The sequence below is a fragment of the Thalassotalea sp. G20_0 genome (assembly GCF_017744175.1).
Taxonomy (GTDB): domain Bacteria; phylum Pseudomonadota; class Gammaproteobacteria; order Pseudomonadales; family Endozoicomonadaceae; genus Endozoicomonas.
Genome location: NZ_JAGHQV010000037.1, coordinates 1 through 19,719 on the forward strand (window position 1 = coordinate 1; position 19,719 = coordinate 19,719).

A 19,719-nucleotide genomic window follows, 5' to 3' on the forward strand; every position below is an offset into this window, starting at 1 on the left:
TGGCCGGTTTAACCCGGCAGCCGCCGGTGCTTCATTATCAGGGCCGGGAGTACGAACTGAACGACCGGCACCGGATTATTCTCACCGGTAATCCGGACCATTATTCAGGGCGGCACCTGGATAACACGCTGAAATCACGGATTCCCACCTTCTTTTATAACCCCTTGCCGGACACGGTGCTGGCCAACGCCATCATTCTGCCCAATCTACCCCGGGCCTGGCCTGATCACCTGAAACAACAGGCCCGTGACCGGCTATTAACTCTGTACAACCAGTTCCGGGAGCTGCTGGAGACCACCCCCAGAGATATCACCGATGTGCTGGCCACCGTCCGCCAGATTCTCCGTCACTGTTCCGCTACCGGGGAAGCCACGTCAGCTCAAGTCAACGCCCTGATCAGGCGGGCATTTATGGACAGTCTGGCCGGTGCTGTAACCACGGAATACCAGCAACGGCTGAACACCCTCAACGTCTGGTACCGGGGCCAGTTCCAGGAAGATCCGTCCCTTTTGGCAGGGGTTGACTCGAGCTTTACTGATTTTATCCAACGACTGCAGGCCGCCAACCCCGATGGTGACTTCTCTGCGGAGCCTGTTCGGCAGCTGGTCTACCACTACTGGCAAAGTCTGGACAAGGATGACTCGGGACGCACCGCCATGCTGGTGGAAGGGCCGGCGGGCTGGGGCAAGGATTTTGTGCTGAAAAGAACCATCCGGCTCTGGCAACAACAGCAAGAGAGGAAACAACGGCCAGTACGTCCGTTTGTCCATATCAATGCCAACCCGAACCAGTGGGCCACTCTGGCCGAGAGCGTTAAACAGGCGATGAGCGGGGGGCAACTGATTGCCATCAGTGAGCTTAACCTGATTCCCAGCCACTATGTAGAAGGGTTGCTGAATAATGTGTTGACCGGCCATGCAGCACGGGGATTTCGCCTGTTTGCCACCATCAACCCCGGCTATTTTGCCGGACGGGAAGCGCTGAGCAAGGCCCTGACGAGCCGCTGCACCCAGGTCAGGCTGGCTGCCCTGACCCCGGAAGACCTGGCAAGGCTGGTGCAGGGATTACCCGAGATACCCGACGGGTTGCCCCAATGGCTGGCGGGTCACTTCCATCAACTGGCCACAGCGCTGAATCAGCAGAACAGCCCAGTGCAACTGGCACTGGACGACCTGTTCAGCAGTGCACGGCAGCTGGCCAGTCACCGCCCTGAACAGTGGGACCAGGCTTTGCAACAACACCTGTCACTGCCCTTTCGCGCCTTGCAGACACCGCTGCCTCCGCTGAAGGAGGATACCGCACGGCTGGAACGAATCCAGCAGGAAGAACAACGGCGCCGGGACCTTGAAGCCAGCGCCAACAGCATACCCGGACTGTTGATGCCCATCACGGTAACATTCGGGCCTGTACTCCGTTGTGGTGATCGGGTAATCACGGTGACACCGGAGGCAACAGATCAGGACGTCATAACGATTGTACAAGCCATGCAGCAAGGAATGGAGATCAACCGTAATAGCGGGCCAATGGTAAACCCGCAACAAAGCGGTCATTCGGCTTACCCTTGTGAATTTGGCGATATTGTTGCTCCCCGCCACTACAAGGTCACCAGGTACTTCCCCAAACACCCTTTAGATTCCCGCCAATATCGTCTCTTTTTTCTGGAGACCCGTCTGGATGAAGACGGCCGGTTGCGCAACTACCCCATCGACTGGACAAATGGCACGGTAACACCTTTGCCAGGATGGCCTGATGAGACCGTCTGGCGGACCGACCTTGGCGCAGATGAACTGCCCGGCAAGTTTACGCTAATCCTGAATAACCAGTGGCAGCCCCTGCCTGCCCTGACGCCCAAAGACCAGCTCCGGGCACTGCGCTGCACCCCGGACACCCCCATTGAGCTGGCCCGAAGCGAGCTGACAGGGCAACTGTTAATCAAAAGTAAGGCATCCTCAGCGTCACCGGTAACGGTGGACTTTATCATTGCCCCCGAGCAAGCCTATTTTACCCGACTGGGACCGGGCGAGTGGCTGACATTACCAGAGAGATTGTGCAGTCAACGGCTTGCAGGTCTGCTGACAGAAAAGATTTTTTCCAAAAAAACCACCACCTGCAAAGCCTATGCAGAGCTGCGTAACATCCATGGGATCCCGGATATCCCGCAACGACTCAGGGCGTTGATGGGTTGGCTGGATACATTTTCCGATAGCAAAAATGTGACCGGGCAAGATGAACAGCTGTTGCTGAATATGCTCAGGGAGAAACAGGGGGCTTGCCGACACAAGGCGACGATTTTCCAGGTGCTCTGCCACTATTGGGGTATTCCTGCGCGGCAAGTAGAGAATGCTTCGCACCGTTTTGTTGAAATCAGCCCCGATGGCGGCCACACCTGGCGACAATACCAACTCGGGGGGGGCGGACGGTCCACTGCAGATATCACAGAACCCGACTGGGGGGATTATCATCAACCAGGCTATTGTGAGCTGATACCAATCGAGGGGTATGCCGATTCCGACCAACTTAGCGATTCAACGGAAGACATCATTATTTCAATTAACATTTATCTGGATTGTCTTACAAAACAATTGCAGTTAAGCAAAAGCGCAATCCTTTTTACCACAATTTTGCATGAACTTAGAGATATCTACTCTGCACTCAACAGAATACCTGAAGACTCCGACATTTGTATCAGAGATTTTGGGGAAAATTGGGGGATACTGTTATCGCCACAAATGTTTTATCGGTTTGGTGAAACCATAAAAGATTGGGAAAGTATCATAGAAAAAAGCACCTGGCGTATGGCGGAGAATAATAGCAATAGCGGTATGAAAGGTTGCTTCATTGAAAGTCAAATGAAGATATTATCTCAGCTGATACGGGCACAAGAGCCTGATGTGCACTATTTGAACTGGCTATGTGACCTTTACCGTTCAGTGCCTCAATTTCTGAAATACATATTATTGGCTATCTTACAGAGTTTCTCTGGGTCCTGCGACTCCTGTCAGTTAAAAGACCGGATAAAATCATTGCTTATGTCTTATTCTCTAAAGCCTATAAAAACTAATAGTCTCAGGCCAAGAAGAAATGATGATATACGACTTGCACAGTGCTGCATAAACCTTATCAAAACGATGACCATGAGTCGGTCCCTTTTGGAGCGGCTATCGCAGCATCGCATCCATCAACAACTCCACCATCAGCCTGTGGGCAATAGCGTTATCATCCCTGATAAGCTTATGTCCGGCGAGGCGGCTTTCCTGAACATATCAAAATCTACAAGCTACAAACCCATTATCTTCGATTGCACTTCTTTACCAACAGTAGAGGTAAACAGCAAGATTATTCGAAGAAGAAAATCCGGAATAAGGTCAGAAATTAGAGAAATATATGAGAGTGAAAAGAGTTTTGTAGCGTTAGACAAGTTAATAAAAAAGACATTCTTTTATTGGCTGGCAGCACACCACATGAATGACACTCCTCCCATTTGGCTGACTCGCCTTTATGATTTCTATTATGTTACGGCGCAGCCTTTCTGGGAGATGCTCCTTACGTATAACAATCACAATGTTGATCCCATGGCCCAATTAAAATTACCCCCGGAACCTATAAAAAACTGTTTTAACCAACCTTCCGCTGTCGTTCTTCAAAAGGATGATCTGCTTGCTCTTTTAGACGAGTTTCTTGCATTGATTGCAGATTAGGAAAGCGGATTAGGAAAATAGAGGAAAGGGAAAAGCCTTCCGGGTATGACAAAAACAAGATGGCTTGCCACCATAGAATGAGTCACCCAAGTGGCTGTTCGAGAATGTTCATGCGTTTGCCGTGGAAGGAACTTACTTATTATCTTTTTGTCCAAGAATTTTTTGAACTCACGAACACCGGCATTTATAAATCAGGCACGGATGATCAAATGGACAAAACAACAAATGAAACTATCAACTACTACTCCTTTCCAAATCAAACAATAACCCATTCTTTATTACATCGGGCGGAAGACATAAGGAAAATATCGGGTTTTTCCGATGGAGACGTCAAGCTTCAGCAACCTTCAATCAAGCGAATAAATTTAACAGAATCCCAGTCAGTCCCAACGCCTGATCTGGCACGAAGGCCTGCTGCTGCCTGTCAAGTTACCTGTCACTTGCCAGCTGATCACTCTCCCGCCTGCTTCCCGGATCAGGAAGCGGTCCATCAGAGCCTGAGCACCGGTGAGTTTTATTTTGCCAATACCCCGTTAACCCAACAGAGAATTATTGATCACTTACGCCATGAACAGTCCGCAACCTATTGCATTCGTGCGCTGGATGATCTGGAAAAAAACGGCCTGATGCAACAAACCTGGCTGGAGGACGGCCAGATACGCAACGCAGAAGGTCGGCTATTTACTCATGAGCCGATAACCCTGATTTTTGACCTGACCACCATGACCCCCGGTGATATCGCCAGCTTGAATGACCTGCTTCAGGTGGGGCCCAAATGTAACGATAAACCACTGGGCGACCGGGTCCGGCGGGTATTTCTGGTCAACCACGGGATGCTGGACGGGAGCCAGCCCGCCAACCCCGATCTCTGGCGCAGATTGGGGAAAATGCCGGAAAAGGTCGTAGCAAAAACCGACTATATTACCGATTCGGTCACTGATGAAACCTTGCTGGCCCAAAAAACCACGGAAGACATCCCGGCCAATGTCCCCCGCATCACCATCGACTTTGCCGCGACCGACCATTGGTACCGCCAACTGTTTGGTGGTATCACCCTCAATGGTCGGGGTCGGCTGGTTTCTTCTGACGGGGTCCTGGCCAACCTGAAAGAAAGCACCCACCTGGTGCTTAACAACGCACCCTGGGAAGACCCTGGCTTCCAGACAGCCCTGGCAACGGCCATACGGGTTGGCGGATTCACCACCAACCGGCAGTGGGTCAGGCTGCCTGAGCAGATCTCCCTGTCCGTAGCCCATGTCTGTGCCACCGAACTCAAGGCCCGGAAAGATCAGACGATCAGCGACAACACAGCTTTTTGCCCCCAAAGCCCGTTTGTGGTGATCAACGGCAGCTCAATCGAGCGTCTAAAAGGCCATGTGATGATAGAGGGCACTGCCGTTGTGCAAACGGATATGCTCGCCAATCTGCTGCAAGGTTGCAGGCAACTGGTGCTCACTGGCGAACTGGACGACAAACAGTGGTTATGGTTACTGTGCCGACTGGAGGCGTTACCGGAGAGTAAAAGACCATGGCTGTTTTCCAATTTGCCAACCGACCGGTTGCTCGCTGCAAGTGCTGACCACTGGCCAACCACTGGAGCCAACAACCAACACTGCGCCACTGTCATCTATCAGATCAACCCCGGGGACACTCTGGAATCCCTGCAACAGGTCAACCTCACCAGCCAGGACCGTTTCACCTTTTCCCTGACCAACAGTCCACTGTTGACTGCCCTGATCAATGGGACGCCGATTACCCTGTATGGTCTGGAGCGCAACCCGGAATTGGCTGCCAACCTGGAAACCCTGTTGTTGCCTGCCCCATACCTGTTTATTCATGGGCACAAGATGGATCTGCCAAAGGCACGGGTCACCTTCGTGCCCCCCCCGGGGCAGCAAACCACCGGCTCGGCATTGATCAACGCCCTGCTCAACGTTTCCGACAGCCAACCCGCACCGGCAAACCCGGTCTACTCCCTGCTGATGTCACTGCCTCGCTCCTGTCAAAGGCGCTATCCGGACAGGCCGCCCTGGACCGGGGAGGATTTTCAGCATCAGTTTGAGCAACAGGCCGAGGCAGAGCGCCAGCTGGATGGTAGCCCTGAGCGTCTGCCCTGCCATCAACGCCGTGCCTTGCATGTGCTGTTGGCCAAGGCGTATCGCGGTGATCCGGAGATTTACAGTTTCATCAAGGCCAAAATTGCCGGTTATTATCCGGATCACCCCGCCGACAACCGGGCCGACCGATTCGCCCTGGAGCACTGGCTGGCCCACCACCCGGCCCCGGAGCTGAGGGACATCAATGACGATTTCTGGGCGCTGGCCCGGCACTGTCCGGCCACGGTACACCAGGACAGCAAAGGACCGGATGACATAAATAACAACTCGGTGAAAGAGCTGGCCACCTGTGTGGTCGCCGCCGCCCCCCGGGCACAGCAGTGGACCCTGGCGCAGCGACTGGGGGTCGATCTTCGGCTGGCCCGGCAAAAACGCTTGTTTGACGGGAACCTGCGCTCAGCCTTAAAAGATACCCTGATTGCTCATCGGTCATTACTCAGGCAAGACACCATCATCAGCCAAACGGCCGGGACGCTGGAGAGCCAGATTGCCGCCATTGTGATGAAAGATCAGACCGATCAACAGAAATCACAACAGATCCGGGAGGTACTGGCCACGGCCTTTGAGAATGTTCAGTTACCCGGGCAGTGTCAGGACCTGCCCGACGCCCTCCTTGCCCGGCAGCGCCCTGACCGGTCCCGGCAGGAGCGGCGTCTGGTGCATTTGGCCCGGAGGGTCCGGGAGCATCCCTTGGTGTTCCTGCAAGGTGAGGCCGGAGCCGGCAAGACCTTTATGGCCAGGGCCATTGCGGCCAGGGCCGGTTATCCAGACTGTCAGGTGCTTCAGCTTGGGCCCAACGACACTCAGGAAGCCCTGTTTGGCGGACCGCAGTTGGTCAGTTATTCAATGGGTGATGGGGCGGAGGATCACCGCACCGAATTTCGCGAAGGGCCACTGCTGCAATGGGCATTATCGAAAGATCCGCCCCTGCTGGTGCTCGATGAAGCCAACCTGGCGCCAGAAGGCCTGCTGGCCCCCCTGGCCGGTTTAACCCGGCAGCCGCCGGTGCTCCATTATCAGGGCCGGGAGTACACACTGCCTGAACAGCAACGGCACCGGATTATTCTCACCGGCAATCCGGACCATTATTCAGGACGACACCTGGATAACACATTAAAATCACGGATTCCCACCTTCTTCTACAACCCCCTGCCGGACACCGTGCTGGCCAGCGCCATCATTCTCCCCAACCTGCCAGCGGCCTGGCCTGAGCACCTGAAACTTCAGGCCCGTGACCGGCTATTAACCCTGTACAGCCAGTTCCGAGCGCTGCTGGAGCAGACCACACCCAGAGATATCATCGATGTGCTGGCCACCGTTCGCCAGATTCTCCGGCACTGTGCCACTACCTTGAGCACACCAGGGCAAGTCAACGCCCTGGTCCGGCGGGCATTTATGGACAGCCTGGCCGGTGCGGTCACCCATGACTGCCGGCAGCGGCTGGACACCCTCAACCGCTGGTACCAGGGCCAGTTCCCCGAAGACCAGTCCTTTATCGCAGGGGTCGACCAGAGCTTTGCTGTTTTCCTGAAGGAGCTGCAGGCCGCCAACCCCGATGGTGACTTCTCGCCAAAGCCTGTCCAGCAACTGGCTTACCGCTATTGGCAAAGTCTGGACAAGGATGACTCGGGGCGCACCGCCATTCTGGTGGAAGGCCCGGCGGGCTGGGGCAAGGATTTTGTGCTGGGCAGAACCATCCGGCTCTGGCAACAACAGCAAGGAATGAATCGCCCATTTGTCCATATCAATGCCAACCCGAACCAGTGGACCACTCTGACCGAGCACGTCAAACAGGCCATGAGCCGGGGGCAACTGATCGCCATCAGTGAGCTTAACCTGATTCCCAGCCATTACGTAGAAGGGTTGCTGAATACTGTATTGACCGGCCAGGCAGCACCGGGATTCCGCCTGTTTGCCACCATCAATCCCGGCTATTTTGCCGGACGGGAAGCGCTGAGCCAGGCCCTGACCAGCCGCTGCACCCAAATCAGGCTGGCCGCCCTTGCCCCGGAAGACCTGGCAGAGCTGGTGCAGGGATTGCCCGACATACCCGACGGGTTGCCCCAATGGCTGGCGGGTCACTTCCATCAACTGGCCACAGCGCTGCATCAGCAGAACCGCCCGGTGCAACTGGCCCTGGACGACCTGTTCAGCAGCGCCCGGCGTCTGGCCGGTCACCGCCCTGAACAGTGGCATCGGGCCTTGCAACAACATCTGTCACTGCCCTTTCGCGCTTTAAAGACACCGCTGCCGCCGCTGCAGGAGGAGGATAGCGCACGCCTGGCACGAATCAACCAGGAAGAACAACGGCGCCAGGACCTTGAGGCCATGGCCAATAGCATACCCGGTCTGTTGACGCCCATCACGGTAAAGTTCGGGCCTGTACCCCGTTGTCGTGACCGGGTAATCACCGTGACACCGGAGACAACAGATCAAGACATCATGACGATTGTGCAGGCCATGCAACAAGGCCCGGCGATCAACCGCAAGAGCAGGTCAACGGTAAAGCCGAAAAAAACCGGTCATTCGGCTTACACCTCCACATTTGACGATATTGTGGCTCCCCACCACTACCAGGTCACCAGATACTTCCCCGAACGCCCTTACGATGCCCGCCAATATCGTCTTTTCTTTGTGGAGACCCGTCTGGATGAAGACGGCCGGTTGCGCGACTACCCCATCGACTGGACCCATGGCACGATAACATTTGTACCAGGATGGCCTGTTGATACCGTCTGGCGGGCCAACCTTGGCACCGATGAACTGCCCGGCAACATTGCGTTAACCCTGAATAACCAGTGGCAGCCCCTGCCTGCCCTGACGCCCTCGGACCAACTCCGGGCACTGCGCTGCACTCCGGACACCCCCATCGAGCTGGCCCGAAGCGAGCAGACAGGGCAACTGTTAATCAAAAGTAAGGGATCCTCATCACCGGTCACGGTGGACTTTATCATTGCCCCCGGGCAAACCTATTTTACCCCACTGAAACCGGGCGAGTGTCTGACATTACAAGAGGGATTGTGCAGTCAACGGCTTGTAGAAGTCCTGGAAGAAAATATTTTTTACTCCGAAACCAACACCTGCAAAGCCTATGAAGAGCTGCGTGGTATCAATGGGGTCCTGGATATCCCACAACGACTCAGGGCGTTGATGGATTGGCTGGATACATTTTCCGACAGCAAAAATGTGACCGGACAAGATAAACAACTTTTGCTGAATATGCTCAGGGAGAAACAAGGGGTTTGCCGGCACAAGTCGATGATCTTCCAGCTACTCTGCCACTATTGGGGTATTCCAGCCCGGCAAGTAATGAATGCTTCGCACCGTTTTGTTGAGATCAGCCCCGATGGCGGCCACACCTGGCGACAATACCAACTCGGTGGTGGCGGACGGGTTACTGCAGATATCACAGAACCCGACTGGGGGGAGTATGGTCAACCAGGTGGTTCTGACCTGAAGCCACCCGCTACAAGAGGGTATGCCTATTCCGACCGATTTATTAATTCAACGGAAAGTGGCTCTGTGTTACGGCGCAAAATTGAGAAGTCTCTTGGGTGTCTTGAAGCTTCATTACTGTCGTGCAATAAAAGATCAGTCTTGACTGATCTTATGCGCCAACTTAAAGATGACTATTCTACATTCATCAGAGGACCGGAAGACTCCAGCGCTTTGCCGGATAATTGGGGGGTGCTATTATCGCCACAAATGTTTTGCCTGTTTGATGACAAAATACAAGACTGGGAATGTATCATAAAAAAAAGTGCCTGGAATTTTTCAGTTGTCAGGGATATTGGAAGAGAAGATATCAAAAATCAACTGAAACCATTATATCGACTGATACATGCACAAGAGCCTGATGTGCACTATTTGAACTGGCTATGTGACCTTTACCGCTCGGTGCCTCAATTTCTGAAATATGAATTATTGACCATCTTACAGACGCTCTCTGGGTCCTGTGATTCCTGTCAGTTAAAAAGCCGGGTAAAAGGAATGGTTGAGTCTTATTCTCCAGGACCCGGAACAGATAGGCGTCTTGAATACGAAAATCCACGATTTTCACAGTACTGCATAAACCTTTTCCAAACGATGACCTTGAGCCACTCCCTTTTGGGGCGACTATCCCAGTCTTGCATCCATCAACAACTCCACCACCAGCCTGTGGGCAATAGCATTATCATCCCTGAAAAACTGATTTCCGGCGAGGCGGCTTTCCTGAATGTATCAAAATCTACAAACTACAAACCTATTATTTTCGACTGTACTTCTTTGTCCAAAAATGCGATGAACGATAAGATTGCTGAAAAAATAAAATCCGGCTTAAAGCCAGTAATTAGCGAAATATGTGAGAGTGAAAAGGTTCGTGTTTCCAACGGAGCAATAAGAAAAATATTCTTTATTTGGCTGGCAGCGCATCACAGGAATGATGCCACTCCTCCAATTTGGGTGACTCAACAATATAATATCTATTCTGAGGCAAAGCGGCCTGACAATGAGCCGTTGCTTACAGCTGCTAATCAGCAAGATGACCCCATGACCGAATTAAAATTACCTCCAAAACGTTTAAAAGAGTATTTTAACCGGCCTTCCGCTGTCGTTCTTCAAGAGGATGATTTGCTTGTTCTTTTAGATGAGTTCCTTGCACTAATCGCAGATTAGGAAAATAGGGTAGAACGGACCTCCTTTTTTCCGGCAGACAGAAACTCGTAGAGCTTTTCGAAACGATTCAGGTTGATTGGCGGGCTTTTTATGGGCAGTGTTACAAGGCCAGTCTGATAGACTCAAACCAGGCTACAGATTCCGGCAATCGCTGCTTTCTGAGTTTATAAAGGTACTCATCAACGGTGACGGGCGGATTCTTCAAGCCAGCTCTTGCTGAACGTATGGCCCCGATCACCTCTGCCGGATGTAAATCGATCAAATCATGAATAAAGCTGTCCGGATGTATGGCCTGAAGTCCATAAGGCTCAAGCGCGTCATCCGGAAAGTCCTTCAGATTATACGTTACGATCACATCGGAACTGGCAGCAATGGCAGCAGCGACCACATGCCGGTCATCCTCATCCGGTAAGACAACTGAGTTAATCAAATGTTCATAGCCTTCCACCAAGGCATCACGAACATGGGCATTCATTAACTCCCTTGTTCGTTGCAGGTAGCCTTCATCAATGTCTGGCTTGTTTGCCTTCAGGTTGCGCGTCCACTCATCATGAATTGCCTCTGTCCATTTAGCCCGGAAGGTATCGGTCAGGGCCAGTCGCATCAGAACATCCCGGAGGACAGACGGGTAAAGCACACAGGCATCATAAACTACCGTAAACTGAGAGGCCATCAATACTCCGGATCATACTTCTGGGACAGGGCAGAAAGCTCATCCAGCGCAGATGACCGCCTGGCATCCACAGCCATCTTGTAGTCCATCAAATCCTGATAGCGAACCCGCCGATGACGCCCCACCTTATGATGGGGAATTTCCCCCTGTTCCAGCATCCTGACCAGATAAGGCCGGGAAACATTGAGAATATCTGCCGCCTCCTGGGTCGTTAGCTCAGCATGAATAGGAATAATTTTTACCGCATTACCCTGCCCGAGTTGAGCAAGGATATCAGCCAACAAACTCAAGGCTCGGGTAGGGATGGAAATAGCGTGTTTCTTCCCATCTCTGGCACTGATATCAATCTGCTGGGTCTCCCCCCCGGTTTCCAGATAGGCGGAAATCTCCCGGCTACACTCTTGCGCTATGGCCACTTCTTCGGCGGTGGGCAACGCCAGTTTGTCTTTGATCGTCATAATAAATCCCTGAAGACTGGCTTCCTGAATAAGGTTACTTCTTACAGTCTAATCGAAATAAACGAAATAGCAATAAACGAAATATTCGAAAACGCTTCGGCACATTAACAGCTGCACATAATACGTATTCCCAAGCCAGCCAGCTAACTAATAACGTCACTGCCCGTGGGTTTACCCACAAACTAACTTCAGCCCTTTTTCCAAGGAGGTGACACTTATCAATCTGCTGAAAATCAGCTGTAGGTACATTTATGATCAGTGGTTTCTACTGCAAATCCATCAGGGGGCACCCATTTTCAGGGTGGCGTTTTGTTATTTGTAGCGTGGCATCGGCCTGCGCTGGGCCATGGAATTCCAACTTACTTATTGAGGGAAGAAACGAACACGGCGAATAAAGTAACCACCGTCAATAAAGAAGGCTATTTTGTGCATACATCCTCGGAAACGCAAAAAGCCTGCAACCGTGGCCATTCGCTAAATTTATGAATGGGCACTGTTACAGGCCTGTTACTAAAGATATAGCCGCCGGGGCTGAATGTGCAAGTTTAAGTGACTTTCAGCCCGGTCCAACCCACAACGTTCTCCTCTGCCTCCTCTGCTTTTATCAACCTTTGGTATCTTCCAGCGCCCCGGTCAGGGTGCTGGCGGCTTCGGCGTCGGTTTCCCCGTGTTCCATATGGTCGATATGGGCGAGGCGGCTGAGGTAGCGGAGGACTTCGATCAGCTTTTTCCGGTCGTTCCAGGAGGTGGACACCCCGGTTTTCAGGTAGTTTATACCCTGTTGGGCGGATTCCTGTTTGATGGTCTCGTGGATGGCAAACAGGGCGTGGCGCACAATGGAGGCATCGAAACCGTGTTCTTTACCGTGAAAATCCCGGAACTCAAGATGCAAGCAACCGCCCTGTACAGAACAAAAAACTTTCGTATTAATAAAAAACTCAGGCTTATTTCTGTGCCTGCTGTGCCTGAGCCAGATAGCCGTAATCGACCAGTTTGTTCAACCAACGGCCGCATCCTTCCTGACCATCAAACCCTCGTAATCAGAGTTAGGATCAATGGTAGTTCATTTTCGTAATCCTCCCAGTGGAGCCCATGGCATGACTGGCGAAGAAGAGATAACCGATGTTGCAGCATCTCGATCGCAGGGCAGAATTCTAGCGGGAATGGTCAGTAGCTGACATACTTCCATAGGGCGGCCTCTCGCAGATGATTCTTTTGTCACATGAAAATCATAGCTGCGTTTGGTCGCCTCTCCTGTTTGGGTATTTTGGCTCCGGGACGTAAATCCTATGCTCCGGGGTCTGTAGTTGTGCTCAGTATGAGACTTTCACCCAAACAATAATCATCCTCCACCAATTGGCTCACCGCATAGTAACAAACTCCTCAGCGGAGGTTGGGTGAATGGCAACGGTGTCATCAAACTGAGCCTTGGTAGCTCCCATCTTTAAAGCAACAGCAAAACCCTGGAGCATTTCATCCGCACCGTGACCAATCGCATGGATACCGACGATTTTTTCTTCTGCACCGACAGTTATCAGCTTCATTCGTGATGGCTGGCGATGACTGGTCAATGCGCTGTACATGGCCGTAAACTGGCTGGTATACACTTTGACATTATCATCACCGTAAGCTTCACGGGCAGCCAGTTCCGTTAAACCCACTGTACCGATCGGAGGGTGGCTGAAGACAACCGTGGCCACATTGTCGTAGTTCAAATGCTCATCCGGTTTATTATTGAAAAGGCGCTCTGACAGGCGGCGACCCGCAGCAACAGCAACCGGTGTCAATTCAACCTTGCCGATGTTGTCACCCACGGCATAAATGCCAGCAACATTGGTATTCTGGTATTTATCAACCGGAATGTAACCCCGTGCGTCCACCGTAACACCTGCTGCATCAAGATTAATACCCGCAGTATGTGGCTTACGGCCTACAGCCCAGATCACCGTATCAACATTTAATAAGTTACCGTTTTCCAAATGAACGGTCAGACTTCCATCGTCTTCTTTTACAACTTCTTTTGGTACTGAATGGGTATGAAGCTGAGGACCTTCGGACGCCATTACTTCTACCAGCGTATCAGACAGCATCGCTTCAAAATTACGCAATGGCTTGTGTTTACGAACCAGCAAATGCGTTTCACTGCCCAGGGCGTGTAGCACACCGGCCAGTTCAACAGCTATGTAACCCGCACCCAATACAGCCACCCGGCCAGGGCGCTCAGTCAACTCAAAGAACCCATCCGAGTCGATACCGTATTCGGCTCCGGGAACGTCTGGAATCAGGGGCTCACCACCGGTTGCAATGGTGATATGGTCCGCTGTGTAATGCTCACCATTCACCTCTACTGTTCTGGCATCAACAAATCGTCCATAGCCGTTTATTACGGTAATTTTATTATTGCCAAGAACCCGTTCATAAGAAGCATGTATACGACTGATGTAAGCCTCCCGACTATCGACGAGCTTGCTCCAGCTAAATGACTGCAACTGCTGGTCAATGCTGATATCAAAGCCGTAGTCAGGCCCATAACGACAGGCATCAGCAATTTGCCCGGCAAACCACATGGCTTTCTTGGGAACACACCCTACGTTTACGCAGGTTCCTCCCAGATGCTTAGCCTCTACCAGCGCCACTTTTTTCCCGTACATAGCTGCACGATTTGCTGAAGCGATACCACCGCTTCCGCCGCCGATTACCAGATAATCAAAGTGGTTTGATGTCGTCATTTTATTGTCCTGATCATTGCAGAGCCGACATAAGCCTGCCCCGTGAAAGTCTCTGAGTACTATAAGGTCAAACTGCCCGATTTAAAGTATTAATGTGCATTTGATACCTAACTAAGTAGTTAACCAAATGAAATCATATTTGTTACATCTATTCCGAAGGTTACATCCAGAGGGTAAACGCAGTAACAGGAAAACTGCACCAGACATCTGGCTATAAAATATGAATGACCTGCTTACTCCTTATTTACCAAGGCCTGTAGAGACATTTATAAAAGCTGGCACACCGCTTGTATTATGTCAGGCGAGAACAAAAATCGTCAGAACATAACAACAATAACAACGACGACTCCCAGCCTACAAAAATAATAATATATGGCCGGGCCACTCAAGCAGACAGGTTTGCACGGTACTTTAAGGTAGCCGACAAACAGGGATAAGAAAGCCGAGAAGACTGACTGAGTCTGGTAACAGGCGACAAAAGGCAGCGCGGGCATTCGACAGGGAAGAAATAAAGAGCTTCTGCGTATCTGTAAACCTGTTTGTTTGTTTATTTTTTCATTCTATAAACTTCTCCCCCCCCTTTCTTATTTAACTCTCTTCTTTACTCCCCGGAATCCAGCCTGTGACAACTTGAAGCAGGTCGATATGTCGAGTTAGTGCTATGTTGTGAATTTTGGGTATCTACTCACAAACCATTGGTATCTCAAATTATGACCAACGATGAACAAATCGAAGCCGCCAGAGCCTATATTGCTCTGTCCAATGCGCACAGGCTGGACTGGATATCTCAAATGTTTGATGAAAGTGCCAGCTACTACTCTGCCTTTCTTGGTGACTTCCAGGGAAAGGCCGCCATTCTTGATATGATGACTGCTTTTTTTTCAGAAATCCCTGATGTGAACTGGCATGTTAACAGCTACCGCAGCCTGAATGGCTGTTGTGTAGAACTTGAGTTTGTCAGAACAGGTACTGATATTGCGTCGGATGAATCTGTGAATGTACCAGGTGTAGAAAGGATTTTTTTCTCCAAAGAAGGTCTGATCAGTCGTATAGAAGTGCATAAACCCTGAACCATGTTCGTCTGTTACCCGGGTTACACTCTTCACAACCCAGTACTCAACAAGTAACAGTTTACCCTTTTTCCATGGCATGACCTGAACGGTGCAGGAAAAATAATCTATCTAAATATCAAACAGTTAAGCAACGACAGAAGTTATTGGCACACCCTTTGTATATAACCAGTCGCAAACAAAAAAATGCCAAATAATAACAACTACATGGCAAATCCTGACCACCAATAACAAAAACAACAGGTCGGTGATTAAAGCAGATAAGTTTGCATGATACTGAAGGACATCAACTGGCAAAGTGCTGGAATGTAAACAAGATTGCCGCAGCTTTTTTAAAGACTGCACCATCAGGAAGGCAACGGGACATACCAGACATCTGTCAGTCAATAACAACAATAAAGATGCCTGGTAGTTTGTAAACTTATCTGCTTATCCTTTTCTACGCTGTAACGTAAATCTGGGTACTACTTTCAAGAATCAGACAGATAAACTCTGCAATATTCAGGGCTCCAGCGCTTGCCTCTGACTCTGGCTTCCAGTGTAGTTTGTTCACATTTAGGTGCCAGCCCCTCTTCCTGCGCCTTTCTGGCTACGGCAATCGCTATATCACAGGTCACCTGATGAATACGGTTCAATTCAGGAAGAAGAGCGGCGTCCGGATTCATAACCGCTGGCGAGGCCATGGCCAGTGTTTCCACCGCTGCATCCAGCATACCATCAGATACTCTTTCAGCATCGCTGGCCAAGACACCAAGACCCAGCCCCGGGAAGATATAGATATTGTTACATTGGGCGACAGGGTAACGGTTACCATTGTACTCAACCGGATCAAATGGGCTACCAGTAGCAATCAACGCCCGACCTTCACTCCACTGAATAATATCTTCTGGCGTGGCTTCAACCTGGCTGATGGGGTTGGACAGTGGGAAGACAATGGGGCGCTCATGGTTCTCAGCCATTTTTTCAATGACTTCCCGGGTGAACAGGCCTGGCTGACCTGATACTCCAATGATAGCGTCTGGTCTGGCGTAGGTGACAACGTCTAACAATCCGGGATTCTCATCACACCCCCATTGACGGAGCTCTTCACAACTTTGTACCAGGCGCTGCTGGAACGGCCGCAGGTCTGCCATCTGATCATTCAGCACGCCATGGCGGTCAACCATGAAGATTCGCTGACGGGCTTCTTCTTCACTGAGTCCCCGACCAACCATCAGGCGGATCAACTGCTCGGCAATACCGCAACCAGCTGAGCCGGCACCAAGGAAGGCAATGGTCATCTCCTCAATGGACTTGCCTGCGGCTTTGGCCGCCGCCAGCAGTGATGCGGCAGTCACACCGGCTGTACCCTGAATATCATCATTGAAAGAACAGAGTTCATCCCGGTATTTTTCCAGCAGTGGTGTTGCATGGTCGATGGCAAAGTCTTCAAATTGTAACAGTGCTTTCGGCCAGCGACGTTTCAGTGCACGAATAAAGTCGTCCACGAACGCATAGTATTCATCATCTGCAATTCGCTCATGACGCCAGCCCAGGTAATTCGGGTCATTCAGTAACTGTCGGTTATTGGTGCCGCAATCCAGGACGATAGGCAGTGTTTTGTTCGGTGCGATGCCACCCACCGCACTGTAGAGAGACAGCTTGCCAATACAGATCCCCATACCGCCAATACCCTGGTCGCCCAGGCCCAGAATACGCTCACCATCCGTGACAACAATCACTTCAATATTGCGCTTGAAGTTGGCCAGCATGGCTGAGATATGTTCACGCTGGGGATAGGAAATGTAGATGCCTCTTGGTCGACGGTAGAGGTCGCTGAAGCGCTGACAGGCCTGCCCTACAACCGGCGTGTAGATGATAGGCAGCATTTCCTGAAGATAACGTTGCAGGAGAGCATAAAACAGTGTTTCGTTGGTATCCTGCAATGCGCGCAGATAGATGTGCTTCAGTATCGGCGTAGGCTTGACGGAGAAAGACTTATAAGCTCGACGACATTGTTCCTCCATCGACTCTACCCTTGGCGGCAGAAGACCATGAAGGTCCAGCTCACTCCGCTCCTCCATAGAAAAAGCGGTCCCTTTGTTCAACAGGGAGTTTTCCAGCAACAAACGGCCTGTGAGGCCAGTATGGATGCTTTGGTCGTGTTCGCTCATTGTTTTCCTACGTTTTTTCGGCCGATGTGTCAGCCGTTTTTTCAACAAAAGTGTAACCGCAACTGCTGATATAACAGGCAGTGTCAGCAGGGGCACAAAGGATAATCCTTAGTGCAGGAGCAGAACAAACGGAATAACCGAAATAATCAAACATGTATATCGTCGGCAGCAACTGTCTGAAAAACAGACTGTCTCAAAGATTTGGTGGATTTTGCCCTGAGGCTAAGAACTGGTATTTTGTTACCTTGCAGTAGCATTGTCACATTTTGTGGTAGCCAGGTAACAAATCACAACCGACGAACTGTGCATTATTTAATCATAAAAAAACACGTCATCATTCGGAAACCACGTACAGCAAGGCATCAGGGAATTGTCTCTATTTTTGGCACAGCAGTTGTATTAGTTAAAGCAACAAGAACAAAACACCCACCATAAAAACAATAACAGGGTTTGGTGCCGACTCATCAGAGCGTTTTATAACAAGAACAATAAAGAGTCGGCAGTAACAAGCAGATGGGTTTACAAGGTGCTTTTTTGCGGACACAGCACCAACAGGGATACCAGAGCGCTTAGAAGATCAGCTAAATCCGGAGTAATATCGGAAAGGCGGCCAGGCAAAACTGGGGAATATGGAAGTTAAATAAAGCTATTTTCCACACAGCTTGCAAACCCATCTGTTTGTTTTCCTTTTAAACCTGCTTTCTGGAGCGTCTAAGCTGCGAAAGTAGCATCCCGGTCATCATCAGGCCGCACCCTAAAAAACCTCTCAGTCCAAGCTGCTCGTCCAGCAATAACCTGCCTCCCAGCACTGCAAAAACAGCTTCCAGGCTCATAATGATAGCCGCATGGGAAGAAGCTGCATCTCTCTGGGCAATGATTTGAATCGTAAAGGCGACCCCGGTAGAAAGAACGCCGGCGAACAGCAGAGGCCCTGCACTTTTTAGAATGGCATCAAGGCTGATAGGTTCAAGATAAAGAGCAACCATCATGCTGCATAAAGCGGTCATAAAAAACTGTATTAATGACAGCCTCAGCGGATGAACATGCCGGGAAAGCCAGCCAATAAGCAGTATTTGAACGGCATACATAAGGGCAGAGCCTAACGTCAGCACGTCACCTTTATTGAAGTTCAGGCCATCCTGTACGGTCAGGAAGTACAGGCCCGCCAGCGCAATGGCTCCACCCAGCCAGGTTGCAGGGCGGGTACTATGCCCAAACCAGATCCCCAGTATTGGTACCAGAATGATATAGAAACCGGTGATAAAGCCAGAGTTACCCGCTGTGGTATACAACAGACCAACCTGTTGAAAGGATGAAGCAAGAAAAAGCACGACACCGGTCAATGGCCCCCATTTCAGCAGCAATTGACTGTCGTATTGCTTTTTATGGCCGGAGACTTTCTTTCTGGAGATGTTTTCCAATAGAAAATAAACCGGTAATAACGAAATAAAGCCCAGAGCAAAACGGCAGGCATTAAACAGAAATGGTCCAAGATGCTCCATGCCTTTGATCTGGGCAACAAAGGCAAATCCCCATATGGCAGACACCCCCAGTAGTAGAATATCTGCTCGAAGCGCTTTGGTTTTCACAGTGCACAACCCGGCTTGTTGTGGCCATCCTTTTGTCAGGCTGGCCCGATTATTATTGGTGAAGGCTTATACCGCTATCAGCGGCTTATCATTGTCGCCTGATTTTTTTGCTCAGATCATTTTGCCACCAGCAGCAAAGCTCGAAAAGCGTTTATCGACTGATGGTGCAAACCCGGGAAAATAGACTAAGCCTTCATGGCACAATACCATTACCAATAATTACTTTCTTAAGGTTCGGACAAGCCTATGGTCGATATGCATCAAACCTGTTGTTCTCTGCTGCCTGAGCTGTCTGAACAGGACATGGGGCGACTGGCAAAAATTTTCCGGCTGCTGGGAGACACCAAAAGACTGCAGCTGGTCATTGCCTGTCTTGAAGAGCCACAGCCTGTATGCTGTCTATCGGAAATTTCGGGCATGTCGCAACCTTTAACCAGCCATCATCTGCGCAGTTTGCGGGAAGCCCGAATCCTGCGATCAACCCGCAAAGGAAAGCAGGTACTCTATGAGTTGGATGACCACCATATCCGTCATGTCATTCTTGATATGGCTAATCATGTTAAGGAGCGTCAGTAA

10 protein-coding genes are annotated in these 19,719 nt (G+C 50.8%); 4 read left to right on the top strand and 6 right to left on the bottom strand.

Going from position 1 to position 19,719, the window contains the following annotated elements; translation table 11 throughout:
* Positions 1 to 3,698: transglutaminase-like domain-containing protein (locus J7438_RS18635; protein WP_209277743.1), on the top strand; the 3,698-nt coding region annotated here is incomplete at its 5' end.
* A 440-nt stretch (positions 3,699 to 4,138) separates the two neighbouring features.
* A complete protein-coding gene (locus J7438_RS18640) occupies positions 4,139 to 10,471 on the top strand; it encodes an AAA family ATPase (RefSeq protein WP_209277744.1) in 6,333 nt (2,110 codons plus the stop codon).
* 100 nt (positions 10,472 to 10,571) lie between these two features.
* Here the strand turns inward: J7438_RS18640 and J7438_RS18645 are convergent, their stop codons facing one another.
* The 4 genes from J7438_RS18645 to gorA all read right to left on the bottom strand — a co-directional run bounded on the left by J7438_RS18645 (position 10,572) and on the right by gorA (position 14,331).
* The gene (locus tag J7438_RS18645; RefSeq protein WP_286196706.1) at positions 10,572 to 11,144 is read right to left on the bottom strand and encodes a VapC50 family PIN domain-containing toxin; all 573 of its coding nucleotides are present in this window, start codon (positions 11,142 to 11,144) and stop codon (positions 10,572 to 10,574) included.
* Entirely contained in the window at positions 11,144 to 11,602 is a 459-nt protein-coding gene (locus J7438_RS18650; protein WP_209277745.1) for a helix-turn-helix domain-containing protein, read from the bottom strand. Before J7438_RS18650 ends, J7438_RS18645 begins: the two co-directional genes overlap by 1 nt.
* A gap of 604 nt (positions 11,603 to 12,206) precedes the next feature.
* Positions 12,207 to 12,494 (bottom strand): hypothetical protein, encoded by a 288-nt coding sequence (locus J7438_RS18655; protein WP_209277746.1) that lies wholly within the window; start codon positions 12,492 to 12,494, stop codon positions 12,207 to 12,209.
* Positions 12,495 to 12,963: 469 nt separating this feature from the next.
* On the bottom strand, positions 12,964 to 14,331 hold the full coding sequence (gene gorA / locus J7438_RS18660) for a glutathione-disulfide reductase (protein WP_209277747.1): 1,368 nt from the start codon (positions 14,329 to 14,331) through the stop codon (positions 12,964 to 12,966).
* A 710-nt stretch (positions 14,332 to 15,041) separates the two neighbouring features.
* Between gorA and J7438_RS18665 the strand changes: the two genes are divergently transcribed.
* Entirely contained in the window at positions 15,042 to 15,401 is a 360-nt protein-coding gene (locus J7438_RS18665; protein WP_209202915.1) for a nuclear transport factor 2 family protein, read from the top strand.
* A 470-nt stretch (positions 15,402 to 15,871) separates the two neighbouring features.
* On the opposite strand, the gene J7438_RS18670 is transcribed toward J7438_RS18665, so the two are convergent.
* On the bottom strand, positions 15,872 to 17,554 hold the full coding sequence (locus J7438_RS18670; protein ID WP_209277748.1) for an NAD-dependent malic enzyme: 1,683 nt from the start codon (positions 17,552 to 17,554) through the stop codon (positions 15,872 to 15,874).
* Between the two features lie 689 nt (positions 17,555 to 18,243).
* The gene (locus J7438_RS18675) at positions 18,244 to 19,143 is read right to left on the bottom strand and encodes a DMT family transporter (protein ID WP_353620159.1); all 900 of its coding nucleotides are present in this window, start codon (positions 19,141 to 19,143) and stop codon (positions 18,244 to 18,246) included.
* 246 nt (positions 19,144 to 19,389) lie between these two features.
* Here J7438_RS18675 and J7438_RS18680 point away from each other — a divergent pair, with 246 nt between their 5' ends.
* Positions 19,390 to 19,719 (top strand): ArsR/SmtB family transcription factor, encoded by a 330-nt coding sequence (locus J7438_RS18680; protein WP_209277749.1) that lies wholly within the window; start codon positions 19,390 to 19,392, stop codon positions 19,717 to 19,719.

Excerpts from the sequence above, each read along its gene's own strand:
- J7438_RS18645 (WP_286196706.1), bottom strand. The coding sequence starts at position 11,144 with ATGGCCTCTCAGTTTACGGTAGTTTATGATGCCTGTGTGCTTTACCCG.
- J7438_RS18650 (WP_209277745.1), bottom strand. The coding sequence starts at position 11,602 with ATGACGATCAAAGACAAACTGGCGTTGCCCACCGCCGAAGAAGTGGCC.
- gorA (WP_209277747.1), bottom strand. The coding sequence starts at position 14,331 with ATGACGACATCAAACCACTTTGATTATCTGGTAATCGGCGGCGGAAGC.
- J7438_RS18665 (WP_209202915.1), top strand. The coding sequence starts at position 15,042 with ATGACCAACGATGAACAAATCGAAGCCGCCAGAGCCTATATTGCTCTG.
- J7438_RS18670 (WP_209277748.1), bottom strand. The coding sequence starts at position 17,554 with ATGAGCGAACACGACCAAAGCATCCATACTGGCCTCACAGGCCGTTTG.
- J7438_RS18680 (WP_209277749.1), top strand. The coding sequence starts at position 19,390 with ATGGTCGATATGCATCAAACCTGTTGTTCTCTGCTGCCTGAGCTGTCT.